Source organism: Lacticigenium naphthae DSM 19658, from assembly GCF_000425865.1.
In the GTDB taxonomy this organism is placed as follows: Bacteria; Bacillota; Bacilli; order Lactobacillales; family Carnobacteriaceae_A; genus Lacticigenium; species Lacticigenium naphthae.
Window position 1 is genome coordinate 21917 of sequence record NZ_AUEG01000010.1, and the last position, 16369, is coordinate 38285.

Below are 16369 nucleotides of genomic sequence, written 5' to 3' on the forward strand. Positions count from 1 at the left end.
CTTCTTATTGAATAAAGCCTTGGTAACTTTTCTTACTCAATAATCCTTCTAATTGTCTCATCGAATCAAGTGCGACACCGACAACGATAAGTAGACTTGTACCACCTAAAGCAACAGATGATGGAAGATTCCATATATTTGATGCAATGATGGGGATCAGAGAGATACTACTTAAGTAAATCGCTCCAACCGTGCTTAAACGTACAAGTAACTTACTGACGAAATCTTCCGTTGGTTTCCCAGGACGGACACTTGGTATATATCCACCTTGTTTTTGCAAGTTCTCAGCAACTTTTTCAGGATTGACCTGAATAAATGCGTAGAAGTAAGTGAATACAACAATTAAAACAGTATAAAATACGGCCCCTAGAGGCTCTTCTAAATTAAAGACTGAATTAAGTAATTGATACCAAGCAGTATCAGCACTCCCTTGAGCAAAATACCCAAGAATAATTTGAGGTGTCATTAAAAATGAACTAGCAAAGATGACCGGAATCACCCCAGCAGAATTCACTTTCAAAGGTAATAAAGCTCCCTGCTTAGAACTAGCAACACGTTTTGTATACTGAACAGGAATGTTCCGACGTGCATTTTCCACGTACGTTACTAAAACTACAAGAAGCACGACTCCAATTACAATAACAATTGAGAAAAGGATAGCTCCTAATAATTCATCACCCGCATTACGGATCTGTGTACTATAAAAAGTCATAATATCAGAAGGCAAACGTGCAATTATTCCTGAAAAGATAATTAATGATGTCCCATTTCCAAATCCGTGGACAGTAATTTGTTCTCCGAGCCACACTACAAACATCGTTCCAGCTGTTAAAACAACTGCAATGGATAAGTAAGTGCTAACTCCCGGATCACGAACTAAGCCAAGACCTGTTAAAGCATTAAAACCATAGGATATCCCAATTGCCTGAACAAATGCTAATACAATTGTCAGGTAACGGGTTGCTTGATTCAGTTTTCTACGACCAACTTCACCTTGTTCAGCCCATTCTTTAAACTTCGGAATAATATCCATCTGTAAAAGTTGGACAACAATGGAAGAAGTGATATATGGCGAAACACCAAGAGCAAATATAGAATAACTACTCAGTGCACCACCACCAAAAGTATCAAGCAAATTGAACAGACCAGTTCCGGACAAATTTTCTAAAGCACTAGCATCAACACCAGGAACAGTAACATGAGTACCTAATCGAAAGACAACTAAAATGCCTAAGGTAAACAAGATCCTGCTTCTAATATCTGTTTCTTTAAAAGCGTCCTTCAACAGTCTGATCATTAAATCACCTCGGTAGTTCCACCAGCAGCTTCAATTGCTTCTTTTGCTGCTTGAGAGAATTTATGAGCTTTAACCGTTAATTTACGATCAACTTTTCCTCTTGCAAGGACTTTGATTCCAGATTTTTCGTTCTTAATGATTCCTTGTTCAACAAGTAAAGCAGGAGTCACTTCAGAACTTTCTTCAAAGCGATTCAATGTATCTAAATTAATGATCGAATATTCTTTGCGGTTAATGTTAGTAAACCCACGTTTAGGTAAAGTTTGGAACAATGGTGTTTGTCCACCTTCAAATCCTAAGCGTACGCCACCACCTGAACGGGCTTTTTGACCTTTTTGTCCACGTCCAGAAGTTTTTCCGTTACCAGAAGAAGTTCCGCGACCAACACGGTTACGTTTTTTACGAGAACCTTCTGCAGGTTTTAATTCATGGAGTTTCATAAGCTTGGCACCTCCTTAAAATAATCTTAATACTATTAAACTTCTTTTACGTTTACTAAATGTGAAACTTTGTTGATCATACCTCTCACTGCTTCGTTGTCTGGTTGTACAGCTTTAGAATTGATTTTTCTCAATCCTAAATTTGTAACCACATCGCGTTGAGACTGAGTACGACCGATCAGACTACGTTTTAAAGTAATTTCTAAATTAGCCATTTTTTTCGATCTCCTTATCCAAGTAATTCTTCAACAGTTTTCCCGCGAAGTTTTGCAATGTCTTCCGCACGTTTTAATTGGCTGATACCATTAAATGTTGCGCGGATCATGTTAATTGGAGAGCTAGAACCGATAGATTTACTGGATATATCTTGAACACCAGCTAATTCTAGTACGGCACGAACTGGTCCACCAGCAGAAACTCCAGAACCGGCTACAGCAGGTTTCATGATGATTCTTCCGCCACCATGACGTCCGATTGCTTCATGCGGAATAGATGTTCCGACCATAGGTACTTGAACAAGATTTTTCTTAGCTGCTTCGATAGCTTTACGAATAGCTTCAGGAACTTCTTGGGCTTTACCTGTTCCAAATCCAACGTGTCCATTTTTGTCTCCAACCACAACTAGTGCTGCGAAACGTAGACGACGTCCACCTTTAACAACTTTAGTAACACGGTTGATAGTAACCACACGATCTTCTAAGTCAAGTCTTGATGGGTCAATATAAGTCATGTAAAGATTCTCCTCCTTTTCTTAAAAGTCTAATCCATTTTCACGAGCAGCTTCAGCTAAAGCTTTCACTCTCCCGTGGTATTGATAGCCTCCACGATCGAAAACTACTTTAATGATTTTGTTTCCTTTTGCACGTTCTGCAACTAAATTACCTACAGCACTTGCTTGGTCCACTTTAGACTCACCTGAAACTTCTTTATCTAATGTAGATGCACTTGCGAGCGTCACACCCGCTACGTCATCAATCAATTGAGCGTAGATATGTTTATTTGAACGAAATACATTCAAGCGTGGGCACTCAGCAGTACCAGAAAGATTTTTACGTACACGACCATGTCTTTTTTGACGCAGTTTGTTTTTATCTGGTTTTGAAATCACAATTGTCACCTCTTTTATTTGATTGTTAGGCAACTAGGCGTTTATTTCCCAGTTTTACCTTCTTTACGACGTACATATTCACCTTCATAACGAATTCCTTTACCTTTATAAGGTTCAGGTGGACGAACAGCACGAATGTTAGCAGCTAATGCGCCAACGCTTTCTTTGTTTGCACCTTTAATAGTAATACGAGTATTAGAAGGTACTTCAACAGTTAATCCTTCTTCAGCTTCAAACTCAACTTGGTGAGAAAGACCTACGTTCAAGATTAATTTTTGACCTTGTAATTGGGCACGGTACCCAACCCCGTTTAACTCTAGTGCTTTGGTGAATCCAACAGTTACACCTTCGACCATATTGTTTACGACCGCACGAGTTGTTCCGTGGATAGTTTTAGCTTGTTTTGATTCATTTGGACGAGTGAATGCGAGCTCATTGTCTCCAACATTCATCGTGATTAATGGACTAATTGAACGAGATAATTCTCCATTAGGTCCTTTAACCGTTACGTTTTCGCCGTTTTGTGTAACAGTAACTCCTTCAGGAATTGTAATTACTTTATTTCCGATACGACTCACAGTAAGGCACCTCCTTCATTTTGTTCTATTTTTACCAAACGTATGCGAGGATTTCTCCGCCGACATTTTTAGCTCTTGCTGTTTTATCTGTAACGACACCATTTGATGTTGAAACGATAGCAATACCTAAGCCATTTAATACTTTCGGTATTTCTTCTGCATTCACGTATACACGCAAACCAGGTTTAGAAATACGTTTTAAGCCAGAAATAACACGTTCATTATTTTGACCATATTTTAAGAAAATACGGATAACACCTTGTTTATCATCTTCTAGGAATTCGACATCTTTGACGAATCCTTCGTTTTTCAAGATGTTGGCCATCTCTCTTTTCAATTTTGAAGCAGGTATTTCTACTGTCGTATGACGTGCTGAATTTGCATTACGTATACGAGTCAGGAAATCTGCAATAGGATCTGTCATGACCATTCGTTATAAGCCTCCCTTGTACAAGTTTTCTTCTGTTTACCAGCTTGCTTTTTTCATTCCAGGAATTTGCCCTTTGTAAGCAAGTTCGCGTAAGCAAATGCGGCAAAGTTTAAATTTTTTATAGACTGAGTGTGGACGTCCGCAACGTTCACAGCGGGTATATTCCTGAGTTGAAAATTTGGCTGGTTTCTTGTTTTTTTCAATCATTGCTTTTTTAGCCATTTCTACAGTACCCTCCTTGTTTTATTTTTGGAATGGCATTCCCATTTGACTGAGCATTTCACGTGCTTCTTCGTCAGTTTGTGCAGTTGTTACAATAACGATATCCATTCCGCGGACTTTGTCAACTGTGTCATAGTCAATTTCTGGGAAAATCAATTGTTCTTTTACTCCTAAAGTGTAGTTTCCACGTCCGTCAAAAGCATTTTTGCTAATACCACGGAAGTCACGCACACGAGGAAGAGATACATTAACTAATTTATCTAAGAAATCATACATGCGTTCTCCACGTAAAGTTACTTTAGTACCGATCGGCATTCCTTCACGTAAACGGAAAGCAGCAATAGATTTTTTTGCTTTAGTTATGATAGGTTTTTGACCAGCAATCAATGTTAATTCGTCGACAGCCTTATCAAGATTTTTAGCGTTTGATACTGCATCACCAACACCCATGTTTAAAACAATTTTATCAACTTTAGGTGCTTGCATGATAGATGAATATCCAAATTTTTCCACCATTGATGGACGTACTTCGTTCGTATATTTTTCTCTGAGGCGGTTCATTCGGTAATTACCTCCTTCCTAATTTCATTAATTATAAAGCTTCACCAGTTTTTTTGGCGTAGCGAACTTTCTTACCATCTTCAAATTTATAACCTACACGTGTAGCTTCATTATTTGATGGGTCAATAAGCATAACATTTGAAACATGAATAGGTGCTTCAGTTTCTAAAATGCCGCCTTGTGGGCTTGTATTGCTCGGTTTGTTATGTTTCTTCATGATGTTGAGACCTTCAACGATCACTTTATCTTTTTTAGGAAAAGTTTTAATTACTGTTCCTTCTTTGCCTTTATCTTTACCAGTTATAAGTTTTACTTTATCTCCTGTTTTAATGAACATGTTTACTCGTACCTCCTTACGCCGGATGTTTTTATTAAAGAACTTCTGGAGCTAATGAAACAATTCTCATGAAGTCATTGTCGCGCAATTCGCGGGCAACTGGTCCGAAGATACGTGTACCACGTGGTGCTTTATCATCACGAATAATTACACAGGCATTTTCATCAAATTTGATGTAAGAACCGTCTGCACGGCGTTTTCCTGATTTTGTACGAACAATAACTGCACGAACGACTTCACCTTTTTTGACAACGCCATTTGGTGTTGCATGTTTCACTGTTACGACGACCTGGTCGCCAATGTTTGCTGATTTGCGGCCTGAACCACCCAATACTTTCACGACTAAGACTTCGCGTGCACCTGAGTTGTCAGCCACTTTCATACGACTTTCTGTTTGAATCACGTTGGGATCCTCCTCTCGTACTCAAAAAATTATACTCTTTTTTTTTTGAAAATCAAAGAACGATTGCTTCTTCTACAACTTCTAGTAGACGGAAACGTTTGTCTTTTGACAATGGACGTGTTTCCATTATTTTGACGATGTCGCCTATTTTAGCGGTATTGTCTTCGTCATGTGCTTTAAATTTAGTTGAATATTTCATGCGTTTACCATACATCTTGTGTTGTTTTTGAGTAGAAATTTCTACTACGATGGTTTTATCCATTTTGTCAGAAACAACGCGACCTTGATAAACTTTACGATTATTACGTTCTGCACTCATTGGGCTTTGTCCTCCTTTTACATTCATTCAAAGTCATGCAACTTATTTTTGCAATTCTGCTTGACGCAGTGCAGTTTTGATGCGTGCAATCGATTTGCGGACTTCATTAATGCGTGCGGTGTTTTCTAATTGACCAGTTGCTAATTGAAAACGTAAGTTAAATAATTCTTCTTTGAATTCATTTTCTTTTTCAATCATTTCAGCAGTGGATAAATTTTGGATTTCTTTAGCCTTCATTCGATTCACCACTTTCTTCGCGTTTTACTACCTTAGTTTTCATAGGTAGTTTGTGTGAAGCCAAACGCAACGCTTCACGAGCTACTTCTTCAGATACGCCCGCAATTTCAAACATGATTTTACCACGTTTTACTGGTGCGACCCATCCATCAGGAGCTCCTTTACCAGAACCCATACGGACTCCGATTGCTTTGGCTGTCACTGGTTTATGAGGGAAAATTTTAATCCATACTTTCCCACCACGTTTCATGTAACGATTCATTGCAACACGAGCTGCTTCTATTTGACGATTGGTTACCCAATGCGATTCAATAGCTTGCAAGCCATATTGACCGTAAGCAATTTCTTTTCCGCCTTTAGCTTCGCCTTTCATGCGACCTCTAAATTCACGACGAAATTTTACACGTTTAGGTACTAACATGTTTATTTCCCTCCTTTCTTATCATACTTTTCTGGCAATACTTCGCCTTTATAGATCCATACTTTAACGCCGATTTTACCATAAGTAGTATCAGCTTCTTCGTTTGCGTAATCAATATCTGCACGAATTGTGTGTAGAGGTACTGAACCTTCAGCGAAACTCTCACTACGAGCGATATCTGCTCCATTCAAGCGGCCAGCAACCATTGTTCTAACACCTTTAGCTCCTGAACGCATTGTGCGTTGCAGTACTTGTTTTTGAGCACGACGGAATGAGACGCGGTTTTCAAGTTGTTCAGCAATGCTTCGAGCTACTAAAGTAGCATCTAAGTCAGGGCGTTTAATTTCAATGATGTTCACATGAACACGTTTGCCTGTCATATCATTCAGTTTACGACGAAGTGTATCAACTTCTGATCCACCTTTACCGATAACCATACCCGGCTTAGCTGTGTGAAGAGAAAGATTGATACGGTTTGCCGCACGTTCAATTTCTATTCTAGATACTGATGCATCACTCAAGTTCTTATCAATATATTTGCGTATTGCTAAGTCTTCGTGTAAGTTGTCAGCAAAATCTTTTTCTGCGTACCATTTAGCGTCCCAGTCTTGAATGACGCCAACACGCATACCATGAGGATTTATTTTTTGTCCCACAGATTACCCCTCCTTCTTCTCTGTTACCACGATCGTAATGTGGCTTGTCCGTTTGTTAATGGGTGATGCTGAGCCTTTGGCACGAGGACGGAACCGTTTCAAGGTAGGTCCTTCATTGACATAAGCTTCGCTAACTACCAATTCTTCAATATCCATATCATAATTGTGTTCAGCATTTGCAATTGCCGACATGAGAACTTTTTCTACTGCTTCAGTAGCGCCTCGTGTTGTAAAACGTAAAATGGAAATAGCTTCTCCAACTTTTTTTCCTCTAATCAAATCAACGACCAGACGAGTTTTGCGTGGAGCAATACGAACCATTCTCGCAGTAGCAGTTGCTGCTGTATTTTGTTCTGCCATGAATTAATCCTCCCCTCACTATCAGCGTTTAGCTGTTTTTCTATCGTCTTTGGAATGGCCTCGGTACGTTCTTGTTGGTGAAAATTCACCTAATTTATGTCCAACCATGTCTTCTTGCACATATACAGGAACGTGTTTGCGTCCGTTATATACTGCAATAGTATGACCCACAAAATTTGGGAAAATGGTAGAACGGCGTGACCATGTTTTAATTACAGTCTTTTTTTCGTTTGCTTCCATCGCTTCCACTTTTTTCATTAAGTGATCATCGACGAAAGGTCCTTTTTTTAAGCTGCGACTCATGGATAAACCTCCTTCCAGGTTTTAAAGAGAATAGGTTGGCTTCCCAACCCTGTTACTTATTTTTTACGACCGCGAACGATCATCTTGCTTGATTGTTTTTTAACATTACGAGTCTTATAACCAAGTGCAGGTTTACCCCAAGGAGTTAATGGTCCTGGGCGACCGATTGGTGCTTTACCTTCACCACCACCGTGTGGGTGATCGTTCGGGTTCATTACAGACCCACGTACAGTTGGTCTTTTACCTTTCCAACGGTTACGTCCTGCTTTACCAATATTGATTAATTCGTGTTGTTCATTACCAACAGAACCAATAGTTGCTCGACAAGTTGCAAGGATCAAACGGCTCTCGCCTGAAGCTAAACGTACTAATACGTATTTTCCTTCTTTACCTTGAACTTGAGCGCTTGTTCCAGCTGAACGAACTAATTGTCCGCCTTTACCAGGTTTCATTTCAATATTATGAACAAATGAACCAACTGGGATATCTTTTAACTCCAAAGCATTACCTGATTTGATATCAGCATCTGGGCCAGACATGACTTCTTGTCCAACTTCGATTCCTTTAGGTGCTAAAATATATGTTTTTACCCCATCTTCGTATTGCACTAACGCAATGTTAGCTGAACGATTTGGATCATATTCAACTGTCTTAATAATACCTCTAATACCGTCTTTATTACGTTTAAAGTCAATTATACGGTATTGACGTTTGTGGCCTCCGCCTTGATGACGAACGGTGATTCTACCATTGTTATTACGGCCGGCACGTTTAGGGTTAGATTGCATCAAAGTTTTTTCTGGTGTTGTTGAAGTGATTTCAGCAAAATCAGAACCCGTCATGTTACGACGACCATTTGTGGTAGCTTTATACTTTTTAATCGCCACGTTAGTCCCTCCTTTTAATGTGTTTCAAGCTTAAATGCTTGAATGATTATTCGCTTTTTTCGAACAATGTGATGTCATTAGATTCATCAGTTAAAGAAACAATTGCTTTCCGACGTTTTTTTGTATAGCCAGAATATTTTCCCATACGTTTTAATTTACGAGGAGTGTTCACAATGTTTACTTTTTTTACTTTCACGCCGAATAATTTTTCGACGGCTTGTCTTACTTCTGTTTTATTTGCGCGTAGATCCACCTCAAAGGTATATTTCTTATCTTCCATAGCAAACATGGAAGCCTCAGTGATGATTGGGCGCTTTACAACGTCGCGTGCATCCATTATTGAAGTGCCTCCTCTACCTTAGTCAGAGCAGTTTGCGTCAAAATCATTTTGTTAGCAGATATTACATCTAACACATTTACGTTAGATGGGTTAATTACTTTAACTCCACCTAAGTTGCGTGCAGATAATGCTGCAAATTCATTACCGTCTTCAATGACGAATAACACTTTTTTGCCTGCTTCAAGATTTATTAGCATCTCTCTAAACTCTTTAGTTTTTGGTTTATCAAAGTTCAATACATCGACTACAAATAAATCATCACTTGCCACTTTAGCGGAAAGGACAGATTTAATAGCTAGACGACGAACTTTCTTAGGTAATTTATAGCTATATGAACGAGGTGTCGGTCCGAAAACAACTCCGCCTCCACGCCATTGTGGTGAACGGATCGAACCTTGACGTGCACGTCCAGTTCCTTTTTGTGCCCATGGTTTGCGTCCACCACCACGAACAGCGCTACGGTTTTTAACCGAATGTGTTCCTTGTCTCAAAGATGCGCGTTGCATAGTGACTGCATCAAAGATTACATTATTATTAGGTTCAATTCCGAAAATTGTATCATTTAAGGTAACTTCGCCTTTTTTAGTTCCATCTTGTTTAAATAAAGTTACGTTTGGCATTCTATTGCTCCTCCTTCCCTATACTTATTTAGCAGCCTTAGTAGCTGTTTTGATTTGTATCAAGGATTTTTTAGCTCCAGGTACATTTCCTCTTACGAGGATTACATTGCGTTCAGTATCTACACGTACAATTTCTAAGTTTTGAATTGTTACGCGATCTCCGCCCATACGTCCAGGTAATAACTTGCGTTTGAATACGCGGTTTGGATCAACGGGACCCATTGAACCAGGACGACGATGGTAACGAGATCCGTGTGTCATTGGTCCGCGGCTTTGGCCGTGACGTTTAATAACACCTTGGAAACCTTTACCTTTTGAAGTCCCCGTTACGTCGACGATGTCTCCAGCTTCGAACGCATCTACTTTTATTTCTTGTCCTACTTTATAATCTCCTAGCTCAACATCGACGATTTCACGTATGAAGCGCTTAGGAGTTGTTCCTGCTTTTTTAACATGACCTTGTGCGGGCCGATTAGACAATACTTCACGTTTGTCCTGAAAACCAACTTGTATTGCTTCGTAGCCATCATTATCCATTGTCTTCAATTGAAGAACAACGTTTGGAGTAGCTTCGATCACAGTTACTGGTACAAATTCTCCACTTTCGTTGAAAATTTGAGTCATCCCCACTTTTTTTCCTAAGATTCCTTTGGTCATGAGTACACCTCCATTATTTTTATAGTTTAAATTTTATTCCAATAAATTAAAGTTTGATTTGGATATCTACGCCACTTGGTAAATCAAGTTTCGTTAACGCATCAACAGTTTTTGGTGTTGGGTTAATGATATCAACTAAGCGTTTGTGCGTGCGAATTTCAAATTGCTCACGAGAATCTTTATATTTGTGCGGTGCACGAATAACTGTATATAAAGATCTTTCAGTTGGCAATGGTATTGGTCCTGAAACTTCAGCACCAGTTCTCTTTGCTGTTTCAACAATTTTCTCTGCAGATTGATCAAGCAGACGGTGTTCATATGCTTTCAAACGGATACGAATCTTTTGTTTTGCCATTTTATTCCCTCCTTCGCCTATTTTAAAAATGAGACATTGCTCCACGAAAATTTCCAACACACTCTTCCGTGACAAAGCGGCCGGGTGTGTCGCAACCTCTCGCTTCTTAGCCTTGGGTCCTTTAAGGAGACCCTCCCTGTGCGTTTTATATTCATAAACCGACACCTTTAACAGTATACAAAAAACCAGAAGATAAAGCAAGTTATTTTTGCTATGTTTTAATTTTTTTTATGTCGGCTACTGATATACTTTTTCTACTATATATATAGTAGAAAAAATATGCAACTATTTTATTCTTAAAAGAGAATAAATCGATTCCTTGCTTTTAACGAAAAAAAGAAGACCGGACTATAGTCCGGTCTTCTTCTCGTTATTCATTCAATCATTTAAGAAATGATTTATTTTACAACTTTAGATACAACACCAGCGCCGACAGTACGTCCGCCTTCACGAACTGTGAATTTAGTACCTTCGTCGATAGCGATTGGAGCGATCAATGTAACTTTAATTGATACGTTATCTCCAGGCATAACCATTTCTGTACCTTCTGGCAATTCAATTACTCCAGTAACGTCTGTTGTACGGAAGTAGAATTGTGGACGGTAGTTTGTGAAGAAAGGAGTATGACGTCCGCCTTCTTCTTTTGAAAGGATATAAACTTCTCCTTCAAATTCTGTATGCGGTGTAATTGAACCTGGTTTTGCTAAAACTTGTCCACGTTCAATATCTTCACGTGACATACCACGTAATAAAGCACCAATGTTATCTCCAGCTTCAGCATAGTCGAGTAATTTACGGAACATTTCGACACCAGTAACTGTTGTTTTCTTAGTATCGTGTATACCAACGATTTCAATTTCGTCACCAACGCGAACTTTTCCAGTTTCAACACGACCAGTAGCAACTGTTCCACGTCCAGTAATTGAGAATACATCCTCAACTGGCATCATGAATGGTTTTTCTGTGTCACGTTCTGGTGTTGGGATATATTCGTCAACAGCATCCATTAATTCTTGGATTTTAGCTTCATAGCCAGCGTCGCCTTCAAGAGCTTTCAAAGCAGAACCAGCGATTACAGGAACATCGTCACCAGGATATTCGTATTCTGTTAATAAGTCACGAACTTCCATTTCAACTAATTCTAGTAATTCTTCGTCATCTACCATATCAACTTTGTTTAAGAATACAACGATACTTGGAACACCAACTTGACGTGAAAGTAAGATATGTTCACGTGTTTGTGGCATAGGACCATCAGCAGCAGATACTACTAAGATAGCTCCATCCATTTGTGCAGCACCGGTGATCATGTTTTTAACATAGTCAGCATGTCCTGGGCAGTCTACGTGAGCATAGTGACGTTGTTCAGTTTGGTATTCAACGTGAGAAGTTGAGATTGTGATACCACGTTCGCGCTCTTCTGGAGCACCATCGATTGAGTCGTATCCGCGATTTTCAGCAAATCCCTTTTTAGATAATACGTAAGTGATTGCTGCTGTTAAAGTAGTTTTACCATGGTCAACGTGTCCAATAGTACCAACATTGACATGTGGTTTTGAACGGTCGAATTTTTCTTTTGCCATTTTATAATTTCCTCCTCTTAAGTGGGTGTTGATTTTTAATAGACATAAAGCATTCTATCTCTATTATTATGATAAAAAGTATATCGATTTCCTTTTAGAAAATCAATTATTTCAAATTATTCGGCAACTGTTCCGCCATTTTTTTTGATAATTTCTGCTGCAATACTTTTCGGTACTGCTTCGTAATGATCAAATGTCATAGTGAACGTTCCGCGTCCTTGAGTTGCTGAACGTAATGCAGTCGCATAGCCAAACATTTCAGATAAAGGAATCGATCCTTTAACGATTGTTGTAGGTCCACGAACTTCACTGCCTTCAATGCTTCCGCGACGAGCAGATATATGTCCCATAATGTCTCCAAGATAATCTTCTGGAATAGTAACTTCCACAGCCATCATTGGTTCTAAGATTACAGCACCTGCTTTTTTCGCAGCATTTTTCAAAGCAAGAGAAGCAGCAACTTTAAATGCTGTTTCATTTGAGTCGACATCATGATATGAACCATCATAAAGTTTAGCTTTAATGTCAACTAATGGATAACCAGCTAACACACCATTTTGCAATGATGCTTCTAAACCAGATTTAACAGCTGGGATATATTCACGAGGAACTACACCACCAACGATTGCATCTTCAAATTCAAATCCTGCGCCTTCTTCGTTTGGTCCAAATTCAACCCAAACGTGTCCATATTGTCCTTTACCACCGGACTGACGAACAAATTTACCTTCAGCTTGTACTTCTTTCGTGAATGTTTCACGGTAAGATACTTGCGGAGCTCCAACAGAAGCATCAACTTTAAATTCACGTCTTAAACGGTCAACGATGATATCTAAGTGTAATTCACCCATACCAGCAATGATTGTTTCGCCTGTTTCAGGATCAGTTTCTGCACGGAAAGTTGGATCTTCTTCTGAAAGTTTTTGCAAAGCATTAGACATTTTGTCTTGGTCAGCTTTTGTTTTTGGTTCGATAGCAACTTGGATAACAGGTTCTGGGAATACCATTGATTCTAAGATAACAGGGTTATCTTGAGCACACAATGTGTCTCCTGTAGTTGTATCTTTCAAACCAACTGCAGCTGCAATATCTCCAGAAAATACTTCAGGTATTTCTTGACGAGAGTTTGCGTGCATTTGTAAGATACGCCCTACACGTTCACGTTTATCTTTTGTTGCATTTAATACATAAGAACCAGCTTGTAATGTACCAGAGTACACACGGAAGAATGTTAAACGACCAACATAAGGGTCTGTTGCAACTTTAAATGCTAAAGCAGCGAACGGTTCATCATCTCCTGCATGACGTTCAACAACGGTTTCATCGTCGCCTTGTAAATGTCCTTTGATTGCAGGAACATCTAAAGGTGATGGTAGGTAATCAACCACTGCATCAAGCAATAATTGAACACCTTTGTTTTTGAACGCTGATCCACATACTACGGGGAAGAATTCTACATCTAATGTAGCTTTACGAATACCTTTTTTTAGTTGTTCTTGAGAAATTTCTTCTCCTTCAAGATATTGCATCATTAATTCTTCATCTAATTCAGCAACAGCTTCAACTAATTTAGTATGCCATGTATTAGCTAACTCTCTGTATTCTTCAGGGATTTCTTCTTCATCAACACGTGTACCTAAATCATCTTCATAGAAGTATGCTTTCATCTTAACTAAGTCGATAATTCCTTCAAAATCATCCTCTGCACCGATCGCTAATTGGATTGGGTGAGCATTTGCATGAAGACGGTCGTGTAAAGTGTGATTTGCATATAAGAAATCTGCACCAATTTTATCCATTTTATTTACAAATACGACACGTGGCACACCATAAGTTGTAGCTTGACGCCAAACAGTTTCTGTTTGAGGCTCTACTCCAGATTGTGCATCAAGGACTGCAACTGCACCATCTAATACACGCAATGAACGTTCAACTTCAACTGTGAAATCTACGTGTCCGGGTGTATCGATAATGTTAACGCGGTGATCATTCCATTCAGCTGTTGTAGCAGCAGAAGTAATAGTGATTCCACGTTCTTGCTCTTGCTCCATCCAGTCCATTTGTGAAGCTCCTTCATGAGTTTCACCAATTTTATGAATACGGCCAGTGTAATAAAGGATACGCTCAGTTGTTGTGGTTTTACCCGCATCAATATGCGCCATGATTCCGATATTACGTGTATCTTGTAACGGGAATTTTCTTTTGGCCATCTAGTTTGTACACCTCTCTTTTGTAGTTTAAACTGGGTAGATTAAGGTGTAATCTACCCGTTCGGAAAAATATTTTACCAACGGTAATGAGCGAAAGCTTTGTTAGCTTCTGCCATTCTATGTGTTTCTTCACGTTTTCTTACAGAAGCACCAGTGTTATTTGCTGCATCCATAATTTCTTTTGCAAAACGTTGTTCCATAGTAGATTCTCCACGAAGACGTGAATAATTTATCAACCAACGCAATGCTAAAGCAGTACGGCGTTCTGGACGAACTTCTACAGGTACTTGATAGTTCGAACCTCCCACACGGCGAGCTTTAACTTCAAGAACTGGCATGATATTGTTTAACGCTTCTTCAAAAACTTCCATTGGATCATTTCCTGTTTCTTCTTTTACAGTTTCCAACGCATTATATAAGATTGTTGCAGCTTTACCACGTTTACCATCAACCATAAGGCGGTTGATCGTACGAGTAACCAATTTTGAATTATAAATTGGATCTGGCAACACGTCGCGCTTAACGACAGGACCTTTACGAGGCATTAGGGATCCCCCTTTCAATTATATTTAGATTCAATTTTAAAATGTATTTATTTAGGTCTTTTAGTTCCGTATTTAGAACGACCTTGTCTACGGTCTGATACTCCAGCCGTATCTAAAGCACCACGAACGATATGGTAACGTACCCCTGGCAAGTCTTTAACACGTCCGCCACGAATAAGTACGACACTATGCTCTTGCAAGTTATGGCCTTCACCTGGAATATACGCAGTTACTTCAATTAAGTTAGATAAACGTACACGAGCGTACTTACGTAACGCTGAGTTAGGTTTTTTAGGAGTCATTGTTCCGACACGAGTACATACCCCACGTTTTTGTGGTGAAAATACTGTAGTTTGTTTTCTCTTTTTACTGTTATACCCTTTGTTCAAAGCTGGAGATTCAGATTTTTCTCCTTTTGATTTACGAGGTTTGCGCACCAATTGATTAATTGTAGGCATGAATTGTTTCCTCCTCCCTTAAATTATTGAAACTAGGTCCACACATCCAGGCGGTTCTTTTTTTCGCAAAAAATTATTTGCTGCATTTGAACAGCTCATGAATCGTGTGATATCAGCCTTTGTGCCACAGTCAGCATGACTGCTTGTTACAGGTATCTGCACACAAAAGCACCTATGAAATAATACCACGTATATTTTTCGATGTCAACCACTCTTAAAAAATATTCCTTATTTCTTTGCGTATCTTATATTCATAAGAATATGGAAAGGAGCTTTTCAAATGGCAAACCTCATTTATTTGCTCATAGGAAGTGTTTTTGGATCATTTTGTACAGTTGTAGGTTACCGTATTCCGTTGAAACAGTCAATAGCTTCTCCTCGGTCACATTGTTCCTCTTGTGGAAAAACTCTACAGGCAATGGATTTGATTCCTGTTTTTTCTTACCTGTTTCGTAGAGGGAAATGCCACTATTGTCACAGTCGGATCCAGCCAATTCACTTTTGGATCGAGCTTTTTGCAGCTTTTGCATTTTATTACTCTCTACAACAAGTATCTTTCCCTCCGCTGGTCCTTCTGGTTTTTTTCTTTTTTGCTTTTATTTTATCGGTTTCTGATTATTTATATTTCCTTTTGCCCAATCTGCTCTTATTCTTTTTTCTATTGAGTTTGACGATCCTTAAATTTTACTATTCACTTGGTGATCCCTTGATCGATTTGTTGAGTGCGAGCCTTCTCTTTTTATTTTGTTATCTTTTATTCAAAATATTTCCCCATTCTTTTGGCGGTGGAGACATCAAACTACTCGTTTTACTCACTTGGATATTTGGCTTCTCGATTAGTCTAGTCAGTCTCTTCATTGCCTCCGTTACTGCTTTGCTCTTCATCATGGGTATTTCCATAAAAAGAAATAAACTGTGGGCTGATCCTATCCCTTTTGCTCCTTTTATTTTTTTAGGCTACACTATTGGATTGTTGTTTCCTGATATCCAATCGCTTTACTTCTACTTTTAAGCACAAAAAAAAGCTGAGAGGATTCCTCTC

General features: G+C 39.0%; 27 protein-coding genes. 1 reads left to right on the top strand and 26 read right to left on the bottom strand.

All coding sequences use genetic code 11. The features are described from left to right. Nucleotides 1-4: 4 nt before the first annotated feature. From secY to rpsL, 26 genes are all read right to left on the bottom strand, one after another. Nucleotides 5-1297: a preprotein translocase subunit SecY gene (secY, locus tag H626_RS0107110; RefSeq protein WP_027108740.1), complete on the bottom strand. Its 1293-nt coding sequence runs from the start codon at nt 1295-1297 to the stop codon at nt 5-7. Beyond that, nucleotides 1297-1737, bottom strand: coding sequence for a 50S ribosomal protein L15 (rplO, locus tag H626_RS0107115; protein ID WP_027108741.1), 441 nt, complete (start codon nt 1735-1737; stop codon nt 1297-1299). The genes secY and rplO overlap by 1 nt, the downstream gene beginning before the upstream one ends. A 35-nt stretch (nt 1738-1772) precedes the next feature. Further along, nucleotides 1773-1952, bottom strand: a complete 180-nt coding sequence (rpmD, locus tag H626_RS0107120; protein WP_027108742.1) for a 50S ribosomal protein L30 — start codon at nt 1950-1952, stop codon at nt 1773-1775. 14 nt (nt 1953-1966) lie between these two features. After that, nucleotides 1967-2467: a 30S ribosomal protein S5 gene (gene rpsE, locus H626_RS0107125; RefSeq protein ID WP_027108743.1), complete on the bottom strand. Its 501-nt coding sequence runs from the start codon at nt 2465-2467 to the stop codon at nt 1967-1969. A 21-nt stretch (nt 2468-2488) separates the two neighbouring features. Continuing rightward, the gene (rplR, locus tag H626_RS0107130) at nt 2489-2845 is read right to left on the bottom strand and encodes a 50S ribosomal protein L18 (protein ID WP_027108744.1); all 357 of its coding nucleotides are present in this window, start codon (nt 2843-2845) and stop codon (nt 2489-2491) included. 41 nt (nt 2846-2886) lie between these two features. Continuing rightward, entirely contained in the window at nt 2887-3423 is a 537-nt protein-coding gene (gene rplF / locus H626_RS0107135; protein WP_027108745.1) for a 50S ribosomal protein L6, read from the bottom strand. A gap of 31 nt (nt 3424-3454) precedes the next feature. Next, complete coding sequence (gene rpsH, locus H626_RS0107140) at nt 3455-3853, bottom strand: 30S ribosomal protein S8 (RefSeq protein ID WP_027108746.1); 399 nt, start codon at nt 3851-3853, stop codon at nt 3455-3457. A gap of 36 nt (nt 3854-3889) precedes the next feature. Further along, nucleotides 3890-4075, bottom strand: coding sequence for a type Z 30S ribosomal protein S14 (locus tag H626_RS0107145; RefSeq protein WP_027108747.1), 186 nt, complete (start codon nt 4073-4075; stop codon nt 3890-3892). A 21-nt stretch (nt 4076-4096) separates the two neighbouring features. Then, complete coding sequence (rplE, locus tag H626_RS0107150; RefSeq protein WP_027108748.1) at nt 4097-4636, bottom strand: 50S ribosomal protein L5; 540 nt, start codon at nt 4634-4636, stop codon at nt 4097-4099. A 31-nt stretch (nt 4637-4667) separates the two neighbouring features. Further along, nucleotides 4668-4973 (bottom strand): 50S ribosomal protein L24, encoded by a 306-nt coding sequence (gene rplX, locus H626_RS0107155; protein ID WP_027108749.1) that lies wholly within the window; start codon nt 4971-4973, stop codon nt 4668-4670. Between the two features lie 34 nt (nt 4974-5007). Then, nucleotides 5008-5376: a 50S ribosomal protein L14 gene (rplN, locus tag H626_RS0107160; protein ID WP_027108750.1), complete on the bottom strand. Its 369-nt coding sequence runs from the start codon at nt 5374-5376 to the stop codon at nt 5008-5010. Between the two features lie 52 nt (nt 5377-5428). Beyond that, the gene (rpsQ, locus tag H626_RS0107165) at nt 5429-5695 is read right to left on the bottom strand and encodes a 30S ribosomal protein S17 (RefSeq protein WP_027108751.1); all 267 of its coding nucleotides are present in this window, start codon (nt 5693-5695) and stop codon (nt 5429-5431) included. Nucleotides 5696-5737: 42 nt separating this feature from the next. Continuing rightward, the gene (gene rpmC, locus H626_RS0107170; RefSeq protein ID WP_027108752.1) at nt 5738-5932 is read right to left on the bottom strand and encodes a 50S ribosomal protein L29; all 195 of its coding nucleotides are present in this window, start codon (nt 5930-5932) and stop codon (nt 5738-5740) included. Further along, complete coding sequence (rplP, locus tag H626_RS0107175; protein WP_027108753.1) at nt 5922-6353, bottom strand: 50S ribosomal protein L16; 432 nt, start codon at nt 6351-6353, stop codon at nt 5922-5924. Before rplP ends, rpmC begins: the two co-directional genes overlap by 11 nt. Before the next feature lie 2 nt (nt 6354-6355). Beyond that, entirely contained in the window at nt 6356-7009 is a 654-nt protein-coding gene (rpsC, locus tag H626_RS0107180; protein ID WP_027108754.1) for a 30S ribosomal protein S3, read from the bottom strand. A gap of 3 nt (nt 7010-7012) precedes the next feature. Beyond that, entirely contained in the window at nt 7013-7369 is a 357-nt protein-coding gene (gene rplV / locus H626_RS0107185; RefSeq protein ID WP_027108755.1) for a 50S ribosomal protein L22, read from the bottom strand. 21 nt (nt 7370-7390) lie between these two features. After that, on the bottom strand, nt 7391-7672 hold the full coding sequence (gene rpsS, locus H626_RS0107190; protein ID WP_027108756.1) for a 30S ribosomal protein S19: 282 nt from the start codon (nt 7670-7672) through the stop codon (nt 7391-7393). A 56-nt stretch (nt 7673-7728) separates the two neighbouring features. Then, nucleotides 7729-8559, bottom strand: coding sequence for a 50S ribosomal protein L2 (gene rplB, locus H626_RS0107195; RefSeq protein ID WP_027108757.1), 831 nt, complete (start codon nt 8557-8559; stop codon nt 7729-7731). 46 nt (nt 8560-8605) lie between these two features. Continuing rightward, nucleotides 8606-8896, bottom strand: a complete 291-nt coding sequence (rplW, locus tag H626_RS0107200; protein ID WP_027108758.1) for a 50S ribosomal protein L23 — start codon at nt 8894-8896, stop codon at nt 8606-8608. Further along, nucleotides 8896-9519, bottom strand: coding sequence for a 50S ribosomal protein L4 (rplD, locus tag H626_RS0107205; RefSeq protein WP_027108759.1), 624 nt, complete (start codon nt 9517-9519; stop codon nt 8896-8898). Before rplD ends, rplW begins: the two co-directional genes overlap by 1 nt. 24 nt (nt 9520-9543) lie before the next feature. Beyond that, nucleotides 9544-10176, bottom strand: a complete 633-nt coding sequence (gene rplC / locus H626_RS0107210) for a 50S ribosomal protein L3 (RefSeq protein WP_027108760.1) — start codon at nt 10174-10176, stop codon at nt 9544-9546. Nucleotides 10177-10222: 46 nt separating this feature from the next. Beyond that, nucleotides 10223-10531 (bottom strand): 30S ribosomal protein S10, encoded by a 309-nt coding sequence (rpsJ, locus tag H626_RS0107215; RefSeq protein ID WP_027108761.1) that lies wholly within the window; start codon nt 10529-10531, stop codon nt 10223-10225. A 398-nt stretch (nt 10532-10929) separates the two neighbouring features. Next, a complete protein-coding gene (gene tuf, locus H626_RS0107220; protein WP_027108762.1) occupies nt 10930-12114 on the bottom strand; it encodes an elongation factor Tu in 1185 nt (394 codons plus the stop codon). Between the two features lie 116 nt (nt 12115-12230). Next, a complete protein-coding gene (gene fusA, locus H626_RS0107225; protein WP_027108763.1) occupies nt 12231-14324 on the bottom strand; it encodes an elongation factor G in 2094 nt (697 codons plus the stop codon). A 74-nt stretch (nt 14325-14398) separates the two neighbouring features. Continuing rightward, nucleotides 14399-14869, bottom strand: a complete 471-nt coding sequence (gene rpsG / locus H626_RS0107230; RefSeq protein WP_027108764.1) for a 30S ribosomal protein S7 — start codon at nt 14867-14869, stop codon at nt 14399-14401. A 47-nt stretch (nt 14870-14916) separates the two neighbouring features. Beyond that, nucleotides 14917-15327 carry a 30S ribosomal protein S12 gene (gene rpsL, locus H626_RS0107235; RefSeq protein WP_027108765.1) on the bottom strand — a complete coding sequence of 137 codons (411 nt, stop codon included), beginning with the start codon at nt 15325-15327 and terminating at the stop codon, nt 14917-14919. A 280-nt stretch (nt 15328-15607) separates the two neighbouring features. On the opposite strand from rpsL, the gene H626_RS10880 reads away from it, so the two are divergent. Further along, nucleotides 15608-16339 carry a prepilin peptidase gene (locus tag H626_RS10880; RefSeq protein ID WP_051237895.1) on the top strand — a complete coding sequence of 244 codons (732 nt, stop codon included), beginning with the start codon at nt 15608-15610 and terminating at the stop codon, nt 16337-16339. The last annotated feature ends 30 nt before the right edge of the window (nt 16340-16369 follow it).